At 48.6% G+C, this 21,255-nt stretch carries 15 protein-coding genes; 6 read left to right on the plus strand and 9 right to left on the minus strand.

What is annotated here, in order from left to right; genetic code table 11:
• Positions 1–13: 13 nt before the first annotated feature.
• From TY03_RS00605 to TY03_RS00615, 3 genes are all read right to left on the minus strand, one after another.
• Positions 14–2,128 carry a GDSL-type esterase/lipase family protein gene (locus tag TY03_RS00605; RefSeq protein ID WP_042366404.1) on the minus strand — a complete coding sequence of 705 codons (2,115 nt, stop codon included), beginning with the start codon at positions 2,126–2,128 and terminating at the stop codon, positions 14–16.
• A 25-nt stretch (positions 2,129–2,153) separates the two neighbouring features.
• Positions 2,154–4,085 carry an alpha-L-fucosidase gene (locus TY03_RS00610; RefSeq protein WP_230201863.1) on the minus strand — a complete coding sequence of 644 codons (1,932 nt, stop codon included), beginning with the start codon at positions 4,083–4,085 and terminating at the stop codon, positions 2,154–2,156.
• An 81-nt stretch (positions 4,086–4,166) separates the two neighbouring features.
• Positions 4,167–8,141, minus strand: coding sequence for a hybrid sensor histidine kinase/response regulator transcription factor (locus tag TY03_RS00615; protein ID WP_042367226.1), 3,975 nt, complete (start codon positions 8,139–8,141; stop codon positions 4,167–4,169).
• 150 nt (positions 8,142–8,291) lie between these two features.
• Between TY03_RS00615 and cysK the strand changes: the two genes are divergently transcribed.
• The gene (gene cysK, locus TY03_RS00620; protein WP_042366406.1) at positions 8,292–9,239 is read left to right on the plus strand and encodes a cysteine synthase A; all 948 of its coding nucleotides are present in this window, start codon (positions 8,292–8,294) and stop codon (positions 9,237–9,239) included.
• Here the strand turns inward: cysK and TY03_RS00625 are convergent.
• Both TY03_RS00625 and rnr read right to left on the minus strand, forming a co-directional pair.
• Positions 9,236–9,703 carry a pyridoxamine 5'-phosphate oxidase family protein gene (locus TY03_RS00625; RefSeq protein ID WP_042366408.1) on the minus strand — a complete coding sequence of 156 codons (468 nt, stop codon included), beginning with the start codon at positions 9,701–9,703 and terminating at the stop codon, positions 9,236–9,238. The genes cysK and TY03_RS00625 overlap by 4 nt on opposite strands.
• The gene (gene rnr, locus TY03_RS00630; protein ID WP_042366410.1) at positions 9,704–11,854 is read right to left on the minus strand and encodes a ribonuclease R; all 2,151 of its coding nucleotides are present in this window, start codon (positions 11,852–11,854) and stop codon (positions 9,704–9,706) included.
• 154 nt (positions 11,855–12,008) lie between these two features.
• Between rnr and TY03_RS00635 the strand changes: the two genes are divergently transcribed.
• Both TY03_RS00635 and TY03_RS00640 read left to right on the plus strand, forming a co-directional pair.
• The gene (locus tag TY03_RS00635) at positions 12,009–13,016 is read left to right on the plus strand and encodes an NAD-dependent epimerase/dehydratase family protein (RefSeq protein ID WP_042366411.1); all 1,008 of its coding nucleotides are present in this window, start codon (positions 12,009–12,011) and stop codon (positions 13,014–13,016) included.
• Positions 13,007–13,972, plus strand: coding sequence for a phosphatase PAP2 family protein (locus TY03_RS00640; protein ID WP_042366413.1), 966 nt, complete (start codon positions 13,007–13,009; stop codon positions 13,970–13,972). The genes TY03_RS00635 and TY03_RS00640 overlap by 10 nt, the downstream gene beginning before the upstream one ends.
• Here the strand turns inward: TY03_RS00640 and TY03_RS22270 are convergent.
• The gene (locus tag TY03_RS22270) at positions 13,965–14,129 is read right to left on the minus strand and encodes a hypothetical protein (RefSeq protein WP_154663586.1); all 165 of its coding nucleotides are present in this window, start codon (positions 14,127–14,129) and stop codon (positions 13,965–13,967) included. The two genes, TY03_RS00640 and TY03_RS22270, sit on opposite strands and share 8 nt — an antisense overlap.
• 443 nt (positions 14,130–14,572) lie before the next feature.
• Positions 14,573–15,562, minus strand: a complete 990-nt coding sequence (dusB, locus tag TY03_RS00645) for a tRNA dihydrouridine synthase DusB (protein ID WP_042366416.1) — start codon at positions 15,560–15,562, stop codon at positions 14,573–14,575.
• Between the two features lie 94 nt (positions 15,563–15,656).
• Here dusB and TY03_RS00650 point away from each other — a divergent pair, with 94 nt between their 5' ends.
• The 3 genes from TY03_RS00650 to dprA are packed head-to-tail and all read left to right on the plus strand — an operon-like array spanning position 15,657 to position 18,452.
• Positions 15,657–16,931, plus strand: a complete 1,275-nt coding sequence (locus tag TY03_RS00650) for a peptidase U32 family protein (RefSeq protein ID WP_042366417.1) — start codon at positions 15,657–15,659, stop codon at positions 16,929–16,931.
• Position 16,932: 1 nt separating this feature from the next.
• A complete protein-coding gene (locus TY03_RS00655; protein WP_042366420.1) occupies positions 16,933–17,334 on the plus strand; it encodes an acyl-CoA thioesterase in 402 nt (133 codons plus the stop codon).
• A complete protein-coding gene (dprA, locus tag TY03_RS00660; protein WP_042366423.1) occupies positions 17,331–18,452 on the plus strand; it encodes a DNA-processing protein DprA in 1,122 nt (373 codons plus the stop codon). Before TY03_RS00655 ends, dprA begins: the two co-directional genes overlap by 4 nt.
• 78 nt (positions 18,453–18,530) lie before the next feature.
• On the opposite strand, the gene TY03_RS00665 is transcribed toward dprA, so the two are convergent.
• Together TY03_RS00665 and TY03_RS00670 are read right to left on the minus strand one after the other, a co-directional pair.
• Positions 18,531–19,286 (minus strand): succinate dehydrogenase/fumarate reductase iron-sulfur subunit, encoded by a 756-nt coding sequence (locus tag TY03_RS00665; protein ID WP_042367229.1) that lies wholly within the window; start codon positions 19,284–19,286, stop codon positions 18,531–18,533.
• A gap of 7 nt (positions 19,287–19,293) precedes the next feature.
• Entirely contained in the window at positions 19,294–21,237 is a 1,944-nt protein-coding gene (locus TY03_RS00670) for a fumarate reductase/succinate dehydrogenase flavoprotein subunit (protein WP_042366425.1), read from the minus strand.
• Between the last annotated feature and the right edge of the window lie 18 nt (positions 21,238–21,255).

The raw sequence follows: 21,255 nt of genomic DNA on the forward strand, positions 1-21,255 counted from the left end.
GTAGGGATGTGGTTTACTGCCCGATCAGTTTAGCTATCTCGGCTGCCCATACCTGATATCCGGCAGTGGTCAGGTGTATATAATCGCCTCCGTAAAGTCCGTCTTTCATGGTGCCATCGGCTTCAACGAACCATTGAGTCGGATTGATATACTCTACTCCTTTTAGCTTGGTGCGTGCCAGTATCTGATGAATTTTGTTGCATTTGATACGAATGGCACTATTTCCCTCCTTGCCTGACGGTAGTAATCCCATAAGGATAATTCGTGTGTCCGGCAACTGTTTGCGTGCTTCTTGAGTTACTGCGATGATGCCTTCGGCTACATGCTCGGGTGTCTCATTTTCTCCGATCAGGTCGTTGATGCCGATGGCGATTATCGCATTTTTCGGATGAGCGCTGTTGTAGTTTCCGTGACGAATGCGCCATTGCAGGTTTTGAGTACGATCTCCTGATATACCGGCACTTTCCCACTGATCCTTACCGATAGCATTATCCATGACTGTTTTTCCCGGCTTATAGCTCACTGCTTTGCGGTTTCCGCCCCATCCCTGTGTAATTGAGTTTCCCAGCAAGAGTAGTTTGAGGTTTTTCCCTTCGAGGGTGCGGGTAATATCCTCTGATACACTATGCCATTCATTACCCTCTACCCATCCGGCGGCCGAACGGAACTCATTTCCCGGAACTGCAAGGATGCACGGGTTGCGCTCTCTACCTGTAGCTGTAAGGATGAAACGAACAATAGGTTCCGGATTATTGAGAGAATGGGGGTGATGCCCTATTCCCGGTTTGTGTATGACGGTCAATGGTTTGTTCAGCTCCCGGAGTCTGGCTTCGAAGATGTCCGTATTCTCTGCTGTTGGTACTACCTTATCGGTATCGCCTACTACGTGCAACATTGGTATGTTTGCTTTGGCTAATATTGCTGCATGGTCTATCGGATTTTGTTTATAATTAAGTGCCTCTTGCTCATTGGCAAATTTGTAGGATTTCATGAGTTGCTCTGTTTCGGCTTTCGATCCGGCAGATGTTCCTTTACCCATTGGCCAGCTTTTTATATCCATCACAGGAGCGTCGGCATAGATGCAGGCTACTTTTTCCGGATTCTGGGCAGCCCAGTTGTAGATGATAAGACCACCGCGGCTCATACCTTCAAGAACAACTTTCTTATGGAAGCCGGCTTTACGCATGCGCTTGTAGAAACTGTTCCATCGGGCTACGGCTTCGGGGGAGCCGTATAAGCCTGCCACATCACAGTATACGATATGGAAACCATTTTCCAACATATCAATGTCTGTTTGTGGTTCGTGATTCCAAAAGCGTGCACGGATCATCCACGGTTTTCCTTTTGCCTCGGTACGTGGTTGCACAACAAAGCATTTGGTGCCATCATTGGTAAATTCGTAGCCCTGATAACCATGAAAATTGAACTTCTTGTCCTCTTTAAGATTTAGAGCTTGTGTGAGGTCTTTCCCAATCTCCGGTTTAAGTGTTAAGTATTCGTATATCTTTCGGGCTATTTTTCCGGCTCCGATAGAAGATGGATGTAGTTTGTCGGGCATCATGCTTCCTTCCCATTTGTCGCCAAACAGATTGAAAAGGTTAATTACTTCCAGATTGTTGCTATAGGCTATCTCTTCTATTGCAGGGCGAGTGAACTTCTCTATCACAAGGTTACTGATTCCCGGTTCGTCGGGTAAAAAGCAACGCACAGGAGTCAGTAAGATAATACGGGGATGTGATTCGAGTTTTCGGTAACTATCAATGAGGGCCTGATAGTCTGCCTTAAAATCGTCATTGTATTTACGATTTTGTGGCTTGGAGTCGTTAGTACCTAGCTTGATTAGTATGATATCCGGTTGAAACTCCTGTGATTTGCGGTAGGCATCGGTTTTGATGTAAGGCGAATCTCCCTTTGACAGTAGGGTAGTAGCCGATACTCCGAAGTTTTCCACTTCATAGTCATCTCCCAGATATGATTGCAATTGGGCGGGATAAGAATTTTTCTCTCGATTGGCTATTCCGGCTCCATAAGTGATGCTGTTGCCTATACAAGCTACGCGGATTGGAGCGGCATAAGTTGCCATCGCGCTAAGCAATAAGACGAAAAGGAAGGAAAATAGTTTATTCATAACGTATCGTGTTTTTAATAATTATTTATTTCTGAAAGCTCCATTCGGCCAAACCGATTTGCGGATCATTGTCTACCGTACGAGTCACTTTTAATATCAAGTAGCGGGTTGTCACCGGGGCGAATCGAACTACCTGTTCAATCGGGTTACTCTTGATATTCGAAAACTCGCCCTTAGCTATAATCCTCTCAGGCTGGTCGGGTTTCGATGCGGTATATAACTCATAGGATGAGATAAGCCCGCTGGGGTATGAAGCCTGATCCGGTAAATAGGTTAACATAGAAACTGTTTGGTTTTTTTTTAAATCAAAAGTAAGGCTGTGGCTATTGATAAAGCAAGTCGTATTTGTATTCTTGTCGTAAGCTTTCCGGCTTTTCCGGTCGCTGATACCTTTTATTTGATAAGGTATTGATGGTGTCTGTGTAGTAACGGTGGTGCTCTCTTGTGGTGTCGTAACGGTGTCTGAAAAATAAGCTTCTATATTGTTGATTGTTAGCGGATCTCTGGCATCTGTAAAGTGGATGCGCAGACGGTCGGCTGTTGTTGAAGGAAAACGCAGGATACGCTTATACCCCACAGTAGTAGTCTCTTCGCCTGTGGATACGGGTTGCCATTGACCGTTGGCATATACTTCAATACGGAATGCCTTCACTCGCTGTCCGAGTGGAATGTATTCCTGAATAAGAAGGCGATTAAGCGGAGTCGGTTTCGTGAACGTAAAGGTCAGTGAAGCAGCGGTTATCCCATCGGACGTAGCCCAGTAAGAATCGTAATTCCCATCAGTAATGCATGCAGGCGAGTACTCTTTCGAACGGCTGTTGCTCGCTTCGGGTACGATACCCGATAGTAGGTTGTGATTGAGCTCAGCACGTATCTGCTGATACCACATCACTGCGCGGGTAGAGTCTATTGGATGAATCCGTCCGGTGCGGTCTACAGGAAAGTTTAATAACAAGGTTGCATTGTGTCCTACACTTCTGTAATACAGGTCGGTCAAGTGCTCTACACTTTTCACTCGGTCATCTTCATTGGCATGATAAAACCACCCCGGGCGAATAGACACATCACACTCGGCTGCTACCCACTGATTGCCATCGGCATGTCCGTATTGCAGCTCACGGTAGTTGGCATAGCCCGGATAAACCTCTCCTTCGCGCAGAAAAGACCAGTTGGTTTCGCCTGCATAGCCATTCTCGTTGCCTACCCAGCGACAGCCGGGACCTCCATCGGAGAATACGATAGCTTGAGGTTGTACCTTATCTAGTAAGCGGTAAATGCGCGGATAGTCGTAATATAGTTTTCGATCAATGGAACGAGAGTCTTTGGATCCACCATACCATCCGTCTCCACCGTTTGCTCCATCAAACCAGACTTCAAATACCTCTCCATAGTTTGTCATAAGCTCGGCAAGTTGTTTATGGAAATACTCTACATACTCGGGAGTACCATAAAAAGCCTGATGACGATCCCAGGGAGAAAGGTAAACCGCAAATTTGATACCGTATTTTTTGCAGGCATCGGCCAGTTCACGTACCAAATCGCCTTTCCCGTTTTTCCAGGGAGATTGCTTAATACTGTAATCGGTATACTGAGTAGGCCACAGACAGAATCCATCGTGATGCTTGGCTGTTAAAATAACACCTTTCATACCCGATTTTACAAAGGTTTGTACCCATTGTTCGCAATCCAGATTCGATGGGTTAAAGGTCTTAGGGTCGGCATCACCGTATCCCCATTCTCTGTCGTTAAACGTGTTGAGCCCGAAGTGTACAAAAGCATAAGTTTCCATCTTTTGCCATTCCACCTGTTTCTTTTCTGGGATGGGTAGGAGGGGTTGAACTGACGTTCCCTCTCGACCAGGTGCCAGTTCTTTTGTTTGTGCTAATGCCCAAGCCGATACTCCGGTCCATAGACAGATGAAAAGAAGTAACTTCATTAGAAACGTTTTGTCTTTCATATAAACACTATTAAAAAGGTGAAAAATGCATGGGTGCAAATATCCATATTATTGCTTTTAGTTATTTCCTGAACAGTTCTTTTAATTTCCTGATCCGTCCTGATCTATCCTGTTTTCAGTACTCAGGTTATCCTGTTGCCTATATTGTGTCGGTGTCATTCCTTTGATTTGCTTAAAAAGGGTGCTGAAGTAACGTTGGTACTCGAACCCGACTTCGATCGATATATCAGCTATTGACAGATGTTTGGCTTGTAGTAATAGTTCGGATGCCTTTTCTACCCGGAGGTGGTTGATATAGTCATTGACACCCATGTCAGTCAACCCCTTCAGCTTGGCATAAAGTGGAGATCGACTCATGTTCATCTGTTCGGTGATAAATTTGATGTCCAGTTCTTTGGATGATAGATGATCAAGTACCAGTTTGTTAAACTTGAGCAGAAACTCTTCATCACTGTTTACCATACTTTTTTCTGCCATTTCGTCGGCTCCCCGGAAAAGCAAATCTTTGTATCTTGCTTTCATCTTTGCCCGGTTCTGTAACAGATTGCGAATGAGAGTCTGTAAGAACTCCATATCGAAAGGCTTGGAAACGTAAGCGTCGGCTCCCAGTTTATACCCCGCAGTGCTACTGTCCGTGTCTCCTCTGGCGGTGAGCAGTATAACAGGTATATGATTGGTTTTACTTTCACTTTTAATTTTCCGGCAAAGTTCATATCCATCGACCAAAGGCATCATCACATCACTGATAATGATATCTGGTAGTTTCTCAGCTATAATAGCCCAAGCTTCCTTACCATTCGGAGCGGTATAAATTACTCGAAAGCTACTTTTGAGTGCTTCTGCCAAGAACCGGCGCAAGTCTGTATTATCTTCGGCTATTATTACAGAATATGGTGTGGTATCGAAGGTCTCGGTAACAAGCGTCTTTGTCTCGACTTCGGGTGCTTTACTGTCTTCTTGTATAGTCAATGGTAACTCGAAGTAGAAGGTCGCTCCTCGGTCAGGGTTATTGAATGCGCCGATGATACCCCCGTGTTTTTGTATGATTGTTTTTGCGTATGATAGTCCGATTCCACTTCCACCTTTATTGTGCTTTCCCTGATAAAACCGACTGAACAGTTGCTGCGGATCTACCTGCTTCAACCCGATTCCCTGATCGGATACACTAATCCGTACGCTGTTATTGACGATGCTGCTTGAAAGGATAATCCGGCTCTCCTCAGGTGTAAATTTGAGTGCGTTCATCAACATATTAGAGAGTACGGATTCGCACTTATGGTCATCAAAGCAGACCGTTCCTATACTTTCATCTAACTGATATACTAAAGATATCTGTTTCCTCTCTAATTCATACTTAAACTCTTCCGATACTGAGTAAATCCATTCGTTTAGCATATGAGGATAGCTTTGTAAAGCATTCTCTTGATCGCTGATCCGGTTCACATCCAGTGTCATATTGATAATATCTCTCATTCGGTTGGCCGATTTATGTACGTTGATTAGCTGTCCTCTAATGTTTCGCCAATCTTCGGGAGCAACGATTTCCGAGTCGATCTTGTCGATGACTTTTTTTAATGGTGTATAAATCAGTGTGAGCGGCGTGCGCAATTCATGACTGATATTAATGAGAAACTGAATTTTCTCTTGATTCGTTTGTTGTATCACTTCGCCCATTTTCCATTTCATCTTTTCCTCCTTACGCCGAACAATAGCAATGGTTTGCCAAATAAGTAAGATTAGTAAAAAGAAAACAAGCAATAAGATGATCCGATAGTCTTTATACCAAGGGGGGGTAACCGATAGTTGAAGAACTTGCTGTGGTTTGCTCCACTCTCCATTATTGGTATAGCAAGATACCTGAATAGCATAATCACCCGGGGATAGCAGATCGAGGTCAAGTGTGGGACTGTAACTTTCTATCTTTTTACTTTCGCCACCCTGCGCTGTAAATTTGAATATGTTGTATCGGAAAAGTCTCTTTTTGAATAGATCTTGTTCGATGGATACAATCTTTATTTTCAATGATTTATAGTCCCAAGGTATCGAGAACTTTCGGTAGTTCGGAGCCTCTTTTTCGAGTTGCCGCCAGTAGGATACTTTATCTAACATTACGTCGGCCAGTTCGATTTGGAGAAGAGTATTGCTGATAGAAGCAATCGACTTCCGGATTTGTACCAACCCGTGGTTTCCGCCTATGTATAGATATGGGGTCGAATCAGGAATTGCGTAAGCATTCGAGAGCTCGTTGGCTGTATACCCGTCTGACTCCTGCCAGGTTGAGAACTTCTTCGTTCTTGTATCGTATGAGAACAGTCCGTTTTGTGCTCCGATCCAAATATTATCTTTTTCTATCACTACGGCCGAAACTCTTTCAAAAAGAGATGTTTGTATCTTTTCGTATGTTCGTGTATGCAGATCAAACACTCTTAATCCCCGGTTAGTTCCCATCCAAAAGCGACCATTTCTATCTTGTCCGGCCACCTCAATAGCTTCTTGTCCGGATTGAGTGAAAAGTAAGGAGAGAGAGTCCGTTTTCAGGTCAGCACTCAGTAGGCTATTTCCAGATAAAAGATATACGATGCTCTCTTTTTGGGAAATCATACGTAGCCCCGGTATTCCCAACGGGTGTTCACGGTTCTTCAAAATAGAAAAAGACTGTGTTGATTTGCGGTATACGTAGGGTGTTTGACCAAGAAACAGAAAGCACTCGTCTGATACCCTGAAAATCTGCTCCAAGTATCTTGAATAATACTCACCGTGGCTAATTTGCTCGTTAACAAGAACAAACGGGGTGTATCTTCCGGTTGCCTTATTGAAACGATACACTCCATTATTGTACAGTGAAATAAATAATTCTGTCGATGAATAATCAACGATTGAAATTACTTTTTGGTTGTGTGTCGATACAAAATGTTTAAAGGTCTGTGTTGCCGGATCAAATCGATTCACTCCTCCACCATCGGTGCCGACCCATATAAATCCTTGCTTGTCTTTACATAGGCTATTTACTGCTCTACTCGTTACTCCGTAAGGATTATCTTGAGGTACTTCACCATAAGTTTGTATGGATGTCTTTTTTATTTCGAATAATCCCGCTCGTACGCTTCCTGCCCAAATGTTTTGCTGTCGATCTTTATATAAACATCTGATAGCATTGTCGGGCAATGAACGGGATTCTCCCGGAATGTGAATTAATGACGAAATGGAATATGGGGTATCTAAATGAAGAATATTAATACCTCCGCCATCAGTTGCTAACCATAAATCTCCGTCTTTCTCTAGAATATCAATAATTAAATTATTGGTAAGTGCTGAGTTTTCTGTTGTGAATTCTTTTTTTAGATTTCCATACCGGTCGAATACAGCAAGTCCCTTGCGATAGAAAGATATATATAAATTTTGATTGTTGTCCAGATAAGCTGCCGTAATGTTGCCTGATAATGTTCGATATACAGAAGGGTAGAAGCGATTGCTACGATAGTTATACTCCCATATCTCAGAGTCCTGACAGATAAGTGTAAGCACATCTTTCTTCTGATGAAAAATGTGGGTAATATGGAAGGCAGTATTGTCTTTTCTCTTTAGTGTAATCTTCTTGAAAAAGTCATGCTCGAGGTCATATTGATAGAGTGTTTGTGTTCCACCAAACCATAGTTCCTTATCTGTAGCATAAGCCGAATACACCGTCATGGGTTCGTTCGTTATCGTTTTAAATCCGTCCAGCACTTTATCATACTGAGCAAGGCCGTAAGAAGTCGAAACCCAGATGCTATTTTGAGGTCCCTCTACTACAAAAGAGATAAAGTTACCGGGTAGCGAACAGGGATCTTCTTCTTTCTTAAAATAGTTCTTCATTTCATGACGATCATATCGGTTCAATCCGAAGGCAGTGCCAACCCATAATATGCCTTTACTGTCTAAGAGAATGGAAGTGATATTCGAGTTAGATAGCCCTTTATCAATATCCATTGTCCAGAAGTAGTAATTATCGTTACGTGCCTGTGTACTTCCTATGATATAAATCAGACAAAAGGTAAGTGCAAATAATCTTTTCACGGTGATAAATTCATATATTTCGTTCCAAAGATATTGGTTTTTCTTCAAACCATCCCTCACTCATAGTACGAATTTACCATAAGTATGGTATTTCCAATGAACTAAAACCCGACTATCTTTGTCCTATAATAAAAACAATAAAACAAAGGTATGGGAAAGATTGCAAAAAAGCTGACCGATTTGGTTGGCAACACTCCGTTACTGGAGTTAAGTAATTACAACGAGAGAAAGCATCTTCAAGCAAAGCTGGTGGTAAAACTCGAGTATTTTAATCCGGCAGGAAGTGTTAAAGACCGCATCTCGCTCGCCATGATCGAGGATGCCGAAGACAAGGGCTTGCTCTTGCCCGGTGCTACCATTATTGAGCCTACCAGCGGAAACACCGGTGTGGGACTTGCTTTCGTGGCAGCTTCCAAAGGCTATAAGTTGGTACTAACCATGCCCGACACCATGAGCATGGAGCGTAGAAACCTCTTGAAAGCGCTGGGTGCCACCTTGGTTTTGACTCCAGGCGCTGAAGGTATGAAAGGAGCGATTGCCAAAGCCGAAGAGCTGAAAGCAGAAACGCAAGGTGCTGTTATCTTACAGCAGTTTGAAAATCCTGCCAATCCTGCTGTGCATGCGCGTACAACGGGACAGGAGATATGGCGCGATACAGACGGTGAAGTAGCCATCTTTGTGGCCGGTGTGGGCACAGGCGGTACCGTCAGTGGTGTAGGCAAAGCATTGAAGGAACATAAAAAAGAAATTAAGATCGTAGCTGTTGAGCCTACTGATTCTCCCGTACTATCGGGTGGTAAGCCGGGGCCTCACAAGATTCAGGGTATTGGTGCCGGGTTTGTTCCGAAAACCTACAACCCCGCTATCGTTGATGAGATATTGCAGGTAACCAATGACGATGCCATTCGCACCAGTCGTGAACTGGCAGCCCAAGAAGGCCTGCTGGTGGGCATCTCTTCCGGAGCAGCTGTGTATGCAGCTACGGAGTTGGCAAAGCGCCCCGAGAATGCGGGTAAAACAATTGTAGCGCTCTTGCCCGATACGGGAGAACGCTACTTGTCTACTCTTTTGTATGCCTTTGAGGAGTATCCCCTTTAATGGGGTACGGCATACTCTTTTGCCGATACCTGATCGATAGGTATTTCCCATATCTTCACATTACGGACAGCCGGTTCTGAGTATATAAACTCCCGGCTGCTGTACTGTTTCATGATGATGTTGAGTGCTTCGCGCTTGTGATCCATGTCGTCAATGAATTCCACGTGACCTCTGCAAATGACACTTTTCGCCTTCATGCGATAGCTGCAAGCCACCTTGGGGTGTTGAAACACTAATTCGTGGTCGACACTGAACGTTACGCATACCCTGTTGTTATGCGCCAGCATATCAATGCTACTGCCTGTTGGCCCCGAATGCAGGTAGATAACCCCGTTACGATAGCCAAAGTTCATGGGAATTACATACGGGTTTCCTTCCAGGTCGGTGATGCCGACAAAGCAGATGTCGCAGCGGGAGATAATCTCTTCTACCCGCTGTTGATCTTCTATGATGATTGTTTTCATTTATACCAACGTAAAGTCCAATTGTTTCTTCTCCAGGTTGGCACGTGCCACCTTGATCGTAATCGAGTCGCCCAGACTGTATAGCTTATTCTTACGACGTCCGCGCAAGCAGTAGTTCTTGTCGTCAAACTCGTAGTAATCATCGTCAAGGTCGCGAACCGGAACCAAGCCTTCGCATTTATTCTCGTTCAGTTCTACGTACAAGCCCCATTCGGTTACGCCCGAGATAACACCGTCGAACGTTTGTCCCACGTGCTCGCTCATAAACTCTACTTGCTTGTATTTCACCGAGGCGCGTTCGGCATTGGCGGCAATCTGCTCCATACTCGAACTGTGCTCGCACAGCCCTTCGTATTTGGCTTCCGACACGGTACGTCCGCCGTCGAGGTATTTCGTCAGCAGGCGGTGCACCATCATATCGGGGAACCGGCGGATGGGTGAGGTGAAATGGGTGTAATACTCGAATGCCAGTCCGTAGTGCCCGATGTTGTGGGTGGAGTAGCGAGCCTTCTGCATGGCACGTATCGATACCGTTTCGATCAGGTTCTCCTCCTTCTTGCCGTGAATGTCGTCGAGCAGGTGGTTGATTGATTTCGAGATGTCTGTCTTCGTTCCCGTGGTGCGTACTTTATAGCCGAAGCGGGCGATAAACTGCGATAGGTTCTCGAGCTTCTCCGGGTCGGGCAGGTCGTGAATACGGTAGGGGAATACCTTCGGTTTCTTGCCCCCGGGCACTTTACCTATCTTCTCGGCTACGGTCTTATTGGCGAGCAGCATGAACTCCTCGACCAGCTTATTGGCATCCTTGGATTCTTTGAAGTAGACGCTGATGGGCTTGCCGTTGGCGTCGATCTCAAACTTCACCTCGTAGCGGTCGAAGTTGATGGCGCCTGCCGTAAAGCGTTTCTCGCGCAAGGCCTTGGCGATGGTGTCCATCATCAATATCTCCTCTTTGTAGTCGCCCTCTTTGGTCTCGATTACTGCCTGAGCCTCTTCGTAGGTGAAGCGGCGGTCGGAGTTGATGACGGTGTGTACAATGCGTGAGTTCTTCACCTCGCCCTTTTCGTTGATGTCGAAAATAACGGAGTAGGCCAGCTTCTCTTCGTTGGGGCGAAGCGAGCAGATGAAGTTGCACAGGCGTTCGGGCAGCATGGGGATGGTGCGGTCGACCAGATAGACCGATGTGGCACGCTTCTGCGCCTCTTTGTCGATGATACTGTCTTCCTTCACGTAGTGGCTTACGTCGGCAATGTGTACGCCGATCTCCCACAGACCATTGCTTAAGGGGCGGATGGAGAGGGCATCGTCAAAGTCTTTGGCATCTTTGGGGTCGATGGTAAAGGTGGTTACCCGGCGGAAGTCTTCGCGGCGGGCTATCTCCTCTTCGCTGATCTCGGCCGGTATGGCGTCGGCTGCCTTCTCTACCGATTGCGGATAGATGTAGGGCAGTCCGAATTCAGCCAGAATGGCGTGCATCTCGGTAGTGTTGTCGCCGGCTTTGCCGAGGATATCGATCACCTGTCCGATGGGGTTCTTTGCCTTCTCTGGCCATTCGGTGACGCGTACGATCGCCTTGTCGCCACTCTTGCCCCCTTTGAGTTTATCCTTGGGGATGAAGATATCGTTGGCGAGTGTGCGGTTCTCGGTGACCAGAAAGGCGTAGGTATTGGTTACCTCGAGTGTGCCCACGAAGGTATCGTTGGCGCGTTCGAGTACTTCGAGTACCTCGCCTTCGGCCTCTTTGTTCTTGCGCTTGGCGTAGAACATGATGCGCACCTTGTCGTTATTCATGGCATGAGCCGAGTTGCGTTCGGCTACGCTGATGGGATCGCCTCCGTCTTCGGGGATGAAGGAGTTCTTGCCGTTGCTTTTGCGCTGAAACGTACCGGTCATCTCGGTTCCGTGGCTGTTGAGGCGGAACTTTCCTTTTTCTATTTCGGTGATGTAGTCATCGTCGAGCAAATCGTGTATGAGGTCTACACAGAGCATCTTCTGCGGATGTGTAGTCAGCTTTAGTTCGGAAAAGATGTACTTCATGCTGAGCATCTCGCCCGATTTGGCCTGGAAAAAGTCAACTAGCAAATGGGCCAGTTCTTTTTTCTTCATTCGTTTGCCGGCCTTTTTTTCTTTCTTTTCTTTCTTCTTTGCCATAATTGAATCGTTTTTAAAAACAGTTGTTAGGTACAAAGTAAATGATTAAATATTAATAATTCAAGATTTTCACGTACATTTGCCCTGTAATAACAAATTTATCGGCATAATGATGTGGCTATCATAAGCATATTCGCACATTCAATCAATATCTATGGCAAGTATTCTAATAACGGGAGCAAGCGGATTTATCGGAAGTTTTATAGTCGAAGAGGCCTTGCGTAGACAGTTTTCGGTATGGGCAGGTGTTCGTGCATCGAGTAGTAAGAAGTACTTAAAGGAGCCGGGCATCCGGTTGCTGGAGCTGGACTTCGCACACCCCCACCGGCTCAAGACCCGTTTGTCGGAGCATAAGGACGCTCATGGAGCCTTCGATTATGTGGTGCATTGTGCCGGAGTTACCAAGTGCAAGGACAAGGGCGAGTTCGACCGTGTCAACTATCTTCAGACGAAATACTTCATCGATACGCTGCGCGAACTCGACATGGTTCCCCGTCAGTTCATCTACGTCAGCACGCTGAGCGTATACGGACCTGTGCGCGAGAAAGACTATCAGCCCATTCGCGAGTGCGACACGCCTGCGCCCAACACCGCCTACGGGTTGAGCAAGCTCAAGGCAGAGTTGTATATTCAGAGTATTCCCGGCTTTCCCTACGTTATCTACCGCCCCACGGGGGTGTACGGTCCGCGCGAGGCAGATTATTTCCTGATGGCCAAGTCCATCCGGCGGCATCTCGACTTCTCGGTGGGTTATCGGCGGCAGGATATTACGTTCATCTACGTGCGAGATATGGTTGAGGCCATCTTTCTGGGTATCGACAAGGGCGTATCGCGCCGTGCTTACTTCCTGTCCGACGGGGGGGTGTACAGTAGCCGTTCGTTTTCGGATCTGATACAAAAAGAATTGGGCAACCCGATGGTTATCCACGTAAAATGTCCGTTAATTGTGCTAAAAGTTATATCTTTGCTCGCCGAATTCATTGCTCGCCTTTCCGGGAAGAGTAGCACCTTGAACTCGGACAAGTATAAGATAATGAAACAACGAAATTGGCAATGCGACACGACACCTATCAGAGAGGAATTGGGCTTCGTACCCGGATACGATTTGGAGCGTGGAGTCAGGGAGACGATTGCCTGGTATAAGAAGGAAGAATGGCTTTAGATTTGTTTAAGCGCGTAGAGAGCCGCAAGGGCTTGTTCGCGGTAGAGAAGGTTACGTTGATCTACAACCTGCTAACCTCCATATTGATTTTGTTCCTGTTCCAGCAGTTGGATCATCCGTGGCATATGCTACTGGATAGGGCGATGATTGCGGGCATGACTTTTTTGCTGATGTATCTCTATCGGCTGGCTCCGTGCAAGCTCTCCGCTTTTGTACGCATCGCCATTCAGATGAGTTTGTTGTCGTATTGGTATCCCGATACGTACGAGTTCAACCGCTTCTTCCCCAACCTCGATCACCTGTTTGCCTCGGCCGAGCAGTGGATGTTTGGCGGACAGCCTGCCATCTGGTTTTGCCATTCGATGCCCCATATGTGGGTGAGTGAGGCCTTTAACTTGGGCTATTTCTCTTATTATCCGATGATACTGGTCGTGACGATGTACTACTTTATCTTCCGCTACGAGCTGTTCGAGAAGCTCTCGTTCGTCATCGTCACCACGTTTTTCATCTACTATCTCATCTATATCTTTGTGCCGGTGGCAGGGCCGCAGTACTACTTTCCCGCCATCGGGCTGGAGAATGTGGCGCAGGGAAACTTCCCCTCGATAGGCGACTACTTCAATCACCACCAGGAGTTGCTGCCCGGACCGGGATACGATCATGGCTTCTTTTACAACCTCGTTGAGGGGTCGCAACAGGTGGGCGAACGGCCTACGGCTGCCTTCCCGAGTTCGCACGTGGGTATTTCGACGCTGCTCATGATCATGGCGTGGCGAGGCAGCCGCAAGCTCTTTGCGTTCTTGCTACCCTTCTACATCTTGCTCTGCGGTGCTACGGTCTATATTCAGGCGCACTACCTGATCGATGCCGTGGCAGGATTCATCTCTGCCTTCGTGCTCTACGTGCTGGTGACGAAGATGTATAAACGGTGGTTTGCCGTGCCGATGTTCAAGTAAGCAGCCGCTTACGGTCTGTATCATTTTGACACTTTGCGTTTTGAGTAGGGGCAGGAATCGCCTGTTCGCCCCCTGCCGCATCGCACATGCCCGAGAAGCCGCTGTGTGGCAACGGGCAACTGTCGGATAGATGCCCCGTCGGGTTGTTTCTCTTCAAAAATCTCTCTTATTGGGTCGATGGCTGTCTGTGTGCTCGAAAAAGCTCCGTTTGCCTGTCTGTTTGCTCTCCCGAATCGAGAGTCGAAGCACGGGCAACGGGGAGAGGATCGACCCTCGCAAGCCTCCTCCTGCCTCGAATTCTCTCTTTCGGAAGATGACCTATACCCTCATCCAGCATCACCTATACCTTGATGTAGGATAAAGGTAGGGGTGATGTATCATCAAGGTAGGGGTGATGTAGGATGAAGCCTGCCCTTTTCCTCTCTACGTGAGTATGTTTATGCAGTAGATAGGCTCTTTCGCGCATGTATATACATCGTTCCGTATATACTTGCAGTGCGATGGCTCTGTCTTCGTCTGTTTAGGTGATTTAGGATGAAGAGAGGGTAAGCGAAACCGCCCGTCTGCTTGCGTTTTGAAAGCAGCCGGGCGGTTTTCGTGTCATAGCAACGAATCCTCGGGTGGAGTGATGCTGTCGAACAGGCGGAACAGCTCCTCGACCGACTCGGTGCGAAGCATTGCAATGCGTGTGTCGCGGAAGTTGGGGATGCCCTTGAACAGCGGCGTGGCAGCCAGGTGGCGGCGGATGTGGATGATGCCTCGCCGTTCGTCGAGCCGCGCCACGCTGTCGAGCGTCTCCTCGCGCAATACGTTGAGGTACCATTCGAACGATTCGCGCGGCAACTCACTGCCCGTTTCGAGGAAATGCTTCACCTCGCGGAATATCCACGGGCGGCCGATGCTGCCCCTCCCGATCATGATCGCATCCACCCCGTAGCGGTCGAAGCAGTCGCGCGCGCCTTGTGCACTCGTCACGTCGCCATTGCCGATGATGGGGATGTGCATCCTCGGGTTGTTCTTCACCTGCCCGATGAGCGACCAGTCGGCCTCGCCGGTGTACATTTGTGCCCGGGTGCGTCCGTGGATGGCCAGGGCGGCAATGCCGCAATCCTGCAACTGCTCTGCCAGATCGACGATGATGCGGTGGTCGGCATCCCACCCCAGACGGGTTTTGACGGTGACGGGTATCTGCACCGCATCGACCACGGCACGGGTGATTTCGAGCATCTTCGGCACGTTCTGCAACATGCCCGCTCCGGCTCCCTTGCCGGCTACCTTCTTCACCGGGCAGCCGAAGTTGATGTCGAGCACATCCGGACGTGCCTCTTCGGCAATACGTGCCGCGCCCACCATGGCTTCTACCTCCTTGCCGTATATCTGGATGGCAACGGGACGCTCCTCGTTGCTGATGCTCAGTTTCTGCGTGGTTTTGTTCACCAGCCTTACCAGTGCATCGCTCGATACGAACTCGGTGTAGACCATGTCCGCTCCAAACTTCTTGCACATCAGGCGGAAGGCTTGGTCGGTTACATCCTCCATAGGGGCGAGCAATACAGGGCGTTCGCCCAAATCTATAGGACCTATCTTCATTGATTAGTATGCTTTTACTGTTTACTTAATAGCTATTTCGCTGCAAAAATACGGAAAAAAGCCTACCTTTGCATTATAAATTGTTTATTACTGTATGACTCATTCTATTAAAGACTTTGAAATAATGGCTCCGGTAGGCTCGCGCGAATCGCTCGCAGCGGCCATTCAGGCAGGAGCCGACTCTATCTACTTCGGTATCGAAAACCTCAATATGCGTGCCCGCTCGGCCAACACCTTTACGGTAGACGACCTGCGCGAGATCGCTCAAACGTGCGACGAACATGGCATGAAGAGCTACCTCACCGTCAACACCATCATCTACGACGAAGACCTGCCGCTGATGCGCACCATCGTCGATGCAGCCAAGGCAGCCGGCATCTCGGCCATCATTGCTGCCGATGTGGCGGTGATGAACTACGCCTTCGGCATCGGGCAGGAGGTACACCTGTCGACCCAGCTCAACATCTCGAACATCGAAGCCTTGCGCTTCTACGCCCGCTTTGCCGATGTGGTGGTGCTGGCGCGCGAACTCAACCTCGATCAGGTGGCGGAGATCTACCGCTGCATCGTCGAGGAGCACATCTGCGGGCCTCGCGGCGAGCTCATCCGTATCGAGATGTTCTGCCACGGTGCGCTCTGCATGGCGGTATCGGGCAAGTGCTACCTGTCGCTCCACGAGATGAACAGCTCTGCCAACCGGGGTGCCTGCATGCAGGCCTGCCGTCGCTCGTACGAGGTGCGCGATAAGGAAACCGGTGTGGAACTGGAGGTAGACAACCAATACATCATGTCGCCCAAGGACCTGAAAACCATCCATTTCATGAACAAGATGATGGATGCCGGCGTGCGGGTGTTCAAGATAGAAGGCCGTGCTCGTGGAGCCGAATACGTGCGTACGGTGATCGAATGCTACAAAGAGGCCATTGCCGCCTACTTCGACCGCTCCTTTACCGAGGAGAAGATTGCCCGATGGGACGAGCGGCTCAAGTGCGTCTTTAACCGCGGATTCTGGGACGGCTACTACCTCGGCCAGCGTTTGGGCGAGTGGAGCAGCAACTACGGCTCCGAGGCAACCGAGCGCAAGATATACGTGGGCAAGGGCATCCGCTACTTTGGCAACATCGGTGTGGCAGAGTTTCTGGTCGAAGCGGCCGAGCTCAACGTGGGCGACAAGGTGTTGATTACCGGCCCTACCACCGGCGCGGTGTTTGCCACCTTAGAAGAAGCCCGTGTCGACCTGCAACCGGTCGATGTGGTGAAGAAAGGACAACGCTTCTCGATGAAGCTCACCGATAAGATACGACCGAGCGATAAACTCTATAAGCTGGTGTCGACCGAGGCACTGCGCAAATTTAAAGGACTACAATAAGATGGATTATATCTACGAACTCACTCTCAAGGTACGCGATTATGAATGCGACCTGCAAGGCATCGTCAACAATGCCAATTACCAGCACTACCTGGAGCATACGCGCCACGAGTTTCTCTTGTCGGTCGGTGTGAGCTTTGCCGAACTGCACGAGCAAGGGGTCGACCCCGTTGTGGCACGCATCAACATGGCCTTCAAGACCCCGTTGAAGAGCGGCGACGAGTGCGTATCAAAGCTCTATATGAAGAAGGAAGGCATCAAGTATGTCTTCTATCAGGATCTCTTCCGCAAGTCGGACAACAAAGCCGTGCTGAAGGCTACCGTCGAAACGGTTTGTGTGGTCAACGGCCGACTCGCCAACAGCGAACTGTTCGACACCCTCTTTGCCCCCTACTTGCAATGAACCTTTCGGACGAGTGCGTATGCAGCATTGCCCTCACCCAAGTGCCCGGCATCGGGCGAGTGTGGGCAAAAAAGCTGGTTGATGGCATGGGCACTGCAGCCGATGTATTTCGTCTGCGCACCGAATTGCCCGAACGCTTGTCCGGAGTGAGCCGTCGGGTGGCCGATCTTCTCGACTGTCCGCAAGCCTTTGCCCGTGCTGAGCAGGAGGTTGCGTTTATGGAGAAGAACCGGATTCGCTGCCTTACGCTTGCCGACGAAGCGTATCCTTCACGGTTGCGCGACTGCGACGATGCACCCATCGTTCTCTTCTACAAAGGAGCTGCCCGCTTCAATGTGCCCCATGTGCTCAATATGGTAGGCACGCGCCACGCTACCGACTATGGCAAGGAGCTTTGTGCCACGTTTCTGAGAGACTTGAAGGCACTCTGCCCCGATGTGCTCGTTGTGAGCGGACTGGCCTATGGCATCGACATACACGCTCACCGCGAGTCTCTGGTCAATCACCTCCCCACGGTAGGAGTGTTGGCACATGGACTCGACCGCATCTACCCATCCGTACACCGTAATACAGCCGTCGACATGCTCGAACAAGGTGGCCTGCTTACCGAGTTCCTCACGGAGACGAACCCCGATAAGCACAACTTCATCGCCCGCAACCGTATTGTGGCAGGCCTTGCCGATGCTACGATTGTGATCGAATCGGCTGCCAAGGGTGGCTCGCTCATTACAGCAGATATTGCCGGTAGCTATCACCGCGATTGCTTTGCCTTTCCCGGGCGTACGGGCGATCTCTATTCTACCGGCTGCAACCAGCTCATTCGCGACAACAAAGCCTCTCTGCTCCTTTCTGCTGAGGATTTTGTACAAGCCATGGGTTGGAGTTCCTCTTCGAAACCGGTTGCTGCCGAGCCTGTACAACGCAACCTTTTCTTTCCCGATCTGTCGGCAGAAGAGCAACACATCCTCCGCATACTCTCCGAGCAGGGCGACCAGCAGATCAATGCATTGATCGTAGCGACCAACATCCCTGTACATCGGATGAATGCACTTTTATTCGAACTCGAGATGAAAGGGCTTATACGGGTGTTGGCCGGTGGTATGTATCGCCTGCTGTAAACGACCTTTCTTAATAAAAAAATCCTCCACCGACTACTCGATGGAGGATTCTCCTGCTATTAATCAAAAATCAAGCACTTAGTCTTTCAGTTTTGCGATAATGAAATCGCGGTTCAGACGAGCAATGTTGCTGATTGAAATGTTCTTCGGACACTCTGCCTCGCATGCGCGAGTATTGGTGCAGTTACCGAATCCCAGCTCGTCCATTTTAGAAAGCATGGCTTTAGCACGGCGGCTAGCTTCGATCTTTCCTTGCGGAAGAAGGTTGAGCTGGCTTACCTTAGCTGAAACGAAAAGCATGGCAGAGCCATTTTTACAAGCTGCTACACAAGCACCACAACCTACACAGGCGGCAGCATCCATCGCTTCGTCGGCCACAGGCTTCGGAATGAGGATTGAGTTAGCATCTTGTGGAGCACCGGTGTTGATACTTACGTAACCACCCGATTGCATAATTTTATCAAAAGCCGAACGGTCAACCATCAAGTCGCGGATAACCGGGAAACCGGCCGAACGCCAAGGCTCTACCGTGATGGTATCGCCATCCTGGAAACGACGTACGTACACTTGACAAGTCGTTACACCCGTGGCAGGGCCGTGAGGATGTCCGTTGATGTAAAGTGAGCACATACCGCAAATACCTTCGCGACAGTCATGGTCGAATACGATGGGTTCACCACCGTCGTTGATGATTTGTTCGTTTAAGATATCCAACATTTCGAGGAATGAGGTGTCGCCCGGGATATCTTTCATTTGGTGTGTTTCAAAATTGCCTTTTGCTTTCGGGCCTCTCTGACGCCATACCTTTAGCGTAAATGATATATTTTTGTCCATCTGAGTTTTAAGCTTTATAGTTACGTGTCTGAACTTTAGTAAATTCATAGTTCAAGTCTTCCTTGATCAATTCCGGAGCAGTGTCTTCGCCGGTATACTTCCAGCAAGCCACGTACGAGAAGTTTTTATCGTCGCGCAATGCTTCGCCTTCCGGAGTCTGATACTCTTCACGGAAGTGTCCGCCACACGATTCTTCGCGGTTCAATCCGTCGCGAGCCATCAACATACCGATTTCGATGAAGTCGATTAAGCGAAGTGCTTTCTCAAGTTCTACGTTCAAGTCGTTTACGTCGCCGGGGATGCGAACATTGGTCCAGAAGTCTTTCTTCACTTCCTGAATACCAACCAATGCTTTCTCGAGCGATTCTTTGGTACGAGCCATACCTACGAAATCCCACATGATATGACCCAGTTTCTTGTGGATAGAGTCAACAGAATGCTTACCGTTCACTGCTTTGATCTTGTTGATCTTGGTCGTGATCTCTTTCTCTGCTGCCACGAATTCGGGAAGGTCGGTAGAGAAACGAGGTACCTGAATCTGATCGGCCAGGTAGTTCTGGATGGTGTAAGGCAATACGAAGTATCCGTCGGCCAAACCTTGCATCAATGCCGAAGCACCCAGACGGTTGGCTCCGTGGTCAGAGAAGTTGGCTTCGCCGATGGCGAACAGACCCGGGATCGAAGTCATCAACTCATAATCAACCCAGATACCACCCATTGTATAGTGAATAGCGGGGAAGATCATCATCGGAGTCTTGTATGGGTTCTCGTCGGTGATCTCTTCGTACATATCGAAAAGGTTACCGTAGCGAGCACGGACTACGTCTTCGCCCAAACGCTCGATGGCATATTTAAAGTCGAGGAATACGGCCAAACCGGTGTTGTTTACACCAAAGCCTGCATCGCAACGCTCTTTGGCTGCACGTGAAGCTACGTCACGAGGAACCAGGTTACCGAAAGCCGGATAACGACGTTCCAAGTAGAAATCGCGTTGATCGTCGGGGATCTCTGTTGGTTTCAAGGTACCTGCCTGAAGAGCCTTGGCATCTTCGATACGTTTAGGAACCCAGATACGACCATCGTTACGCAATGACTCAGACATCAACGTTAGTTTAGACTGCTTGTCGCCGTGTACAGGAACGCAGGTGGGGTGGATTTGTGCAAAACAAGGGTTTGCAAAATAAGCACCTTTGCGGTAGCACTGAATCAGGGCCGAACCGTTAGAACCCATTGCGTTGGTCGACAGGAAGAATGCGTTTCCGTATCCACCCGTACCGATTACCACGGCGTGAGCTGCAAAACGTTCGATACCACCGGTTACCAAGTTACGGGCAATGATACCACGTGCACGGCCTTCGATCATAACGAGGTCGAGCATCTCGTAGCGGGTAAATAGTTTCACAGTGCCTTGTTGTACCTGACGGCTCAATGCCGAGTAAGCACCCAATAGAAGTTGCTGACCGGTTTGTCCGCGGGCATAAAACGTACGTGATACTTGTGCACCACCGAATGAACGGTTATCGAGTGTGCCACCGTAATCGCGTGCAAAGGGAACTCCTTGAGCTACACATTGGTCGATGATGGCATTTGATACCTCGGCCAAACGATACACGTTTGATTCGCGGGCACGGTAGTCACCACCTTTGATTGTATCGTAGAAAAGACGGTAAACCGAGTCACCGTCATTTTGGTAATTCTTGGCTGCATTGATACCTCCTTGTGCTGCAATAGAGTGCGCACGGCGAGGAGAATCCTGAATACAGAAATTGAATACTCTGAAACCCATTTCGCCTAGAGAAGCGGCAGCAGATGCACCAGCCAGTCCGGTACCCACTACGATGATGTCGAGACGACGTTTGTTGGCAGGGTTTACAAGTTTCTGATGAGCTTTATAGTTACTCCATTTTTCGGCTAATTGCCCTTCCGGAATTTTTGAATCTATCTTAGTCATAATCTGATTTACTATTTA

This window comes from Bacteroides neonati (genome assembly GCF_000499785.1).
Lineage (GTDB): Bacteria > Bacteroidota > Bacteroidia > Bacteroidales > Bacteroidaceae > Bacteroides > Bacteroides neonati.

What these genes read in the sequence shown, in the direction of transcription:
- TY03_RS00605 (WP_042366404.1), bottom strand. Translation starts at nt 2,128, where the DNA reads ATGAATAAACTATTTTCCTTCCTTTTCGTCTTATTGCTTAGCGCGATG.
- TY03_RS00610 (WP_230201863.1), bottom strand. Translation starts at nt 4,085, where the DNA reads ATGAAAGACAAAACGTTTCTAATGAAGTTACTTCTTTTCATCTGTCTA.
- cysK (WP_042366406.1), top strand. Translation starts at nt 8,292, where the DNA reads ATGGGAAAGATTGCAAAAAAGCTGACCGATTTGGTTGGCAACACTCCG.
- TY03_RS00625 (WP_042366408.1), bottom strand. Translation starts at nt 9,703, where the DNA reads ATGAAAACAATCATCATAGAAGATCAACAGCGGGTAGAAGAGATTATC.
- rnr (WP_042366410.1), bottom strand. Translation starts at nt 11,854, where the DNA reads ATGGCAAAGAAGAAAGAAAAGAAAGAAAAAAAGGCCGGCAAACGAATG.
- TY03_RS00635 (WP_042366411.1), top strand. Translation starts at nt 12,009, where the DNA reads ATGGCAAGTATTCTAATAACGGGAGCAAGCGGATTTATCGGAAGTTTT.
- TY03_RS00640 (WP_042366413.1), top strand. Translation starts at nt 13,007, where the DNA reads ATGGCTTTAGATTTGTTTAAGCGCGTAGAGAGCCGCAAGGGCTTGTTC.
- dusB (WP_042366416.1), bottom strand. Translation starts at nt 15,562, where the DNA reads ATGAAGATAGGTCCTATAGATTTGGGCGAACGCCCTGTATTGCTCGCC.
- TY03_RS00650 (WP_042366417.1), top strand. Translation starts at nt 15,657, where the DNA reads ATGACTCATTCTATTAAAGACTTTGAAATAATGGCTCCGGTAGGCTCG.
- TY03_RS00655 (WP_042366420.1), top strand. Translation starts at nt 16,933, where the DNA reads ATGGATTATATCTACGAACTCACTCTCAAGGTACGCGATTATGAATGC.
- dprA (WP_042366423.1), top strand. Translation starts at nt 17,331, where the DNA reads ATGAACCTTTCGGACGAGTGCGTATGCAGCATTGCCCTCACCCAAGTG.
- TY03_RS00665 (WP_042367229.1), bottom strand. Translation starts at nt 19,286, where the DNA reads ATGGACAAAAATATATCATTTACGCTAAAGGTATGGCGTCAGAGAGGC.
- TY03_RS00670 (WP_042366425.1), bottom strand. Translation starts at nt 21,237, where the DNA reads ATGACTAAGATAGATTCAAAAATTCCGGAAGGGCAATTAGCCGAAAAA.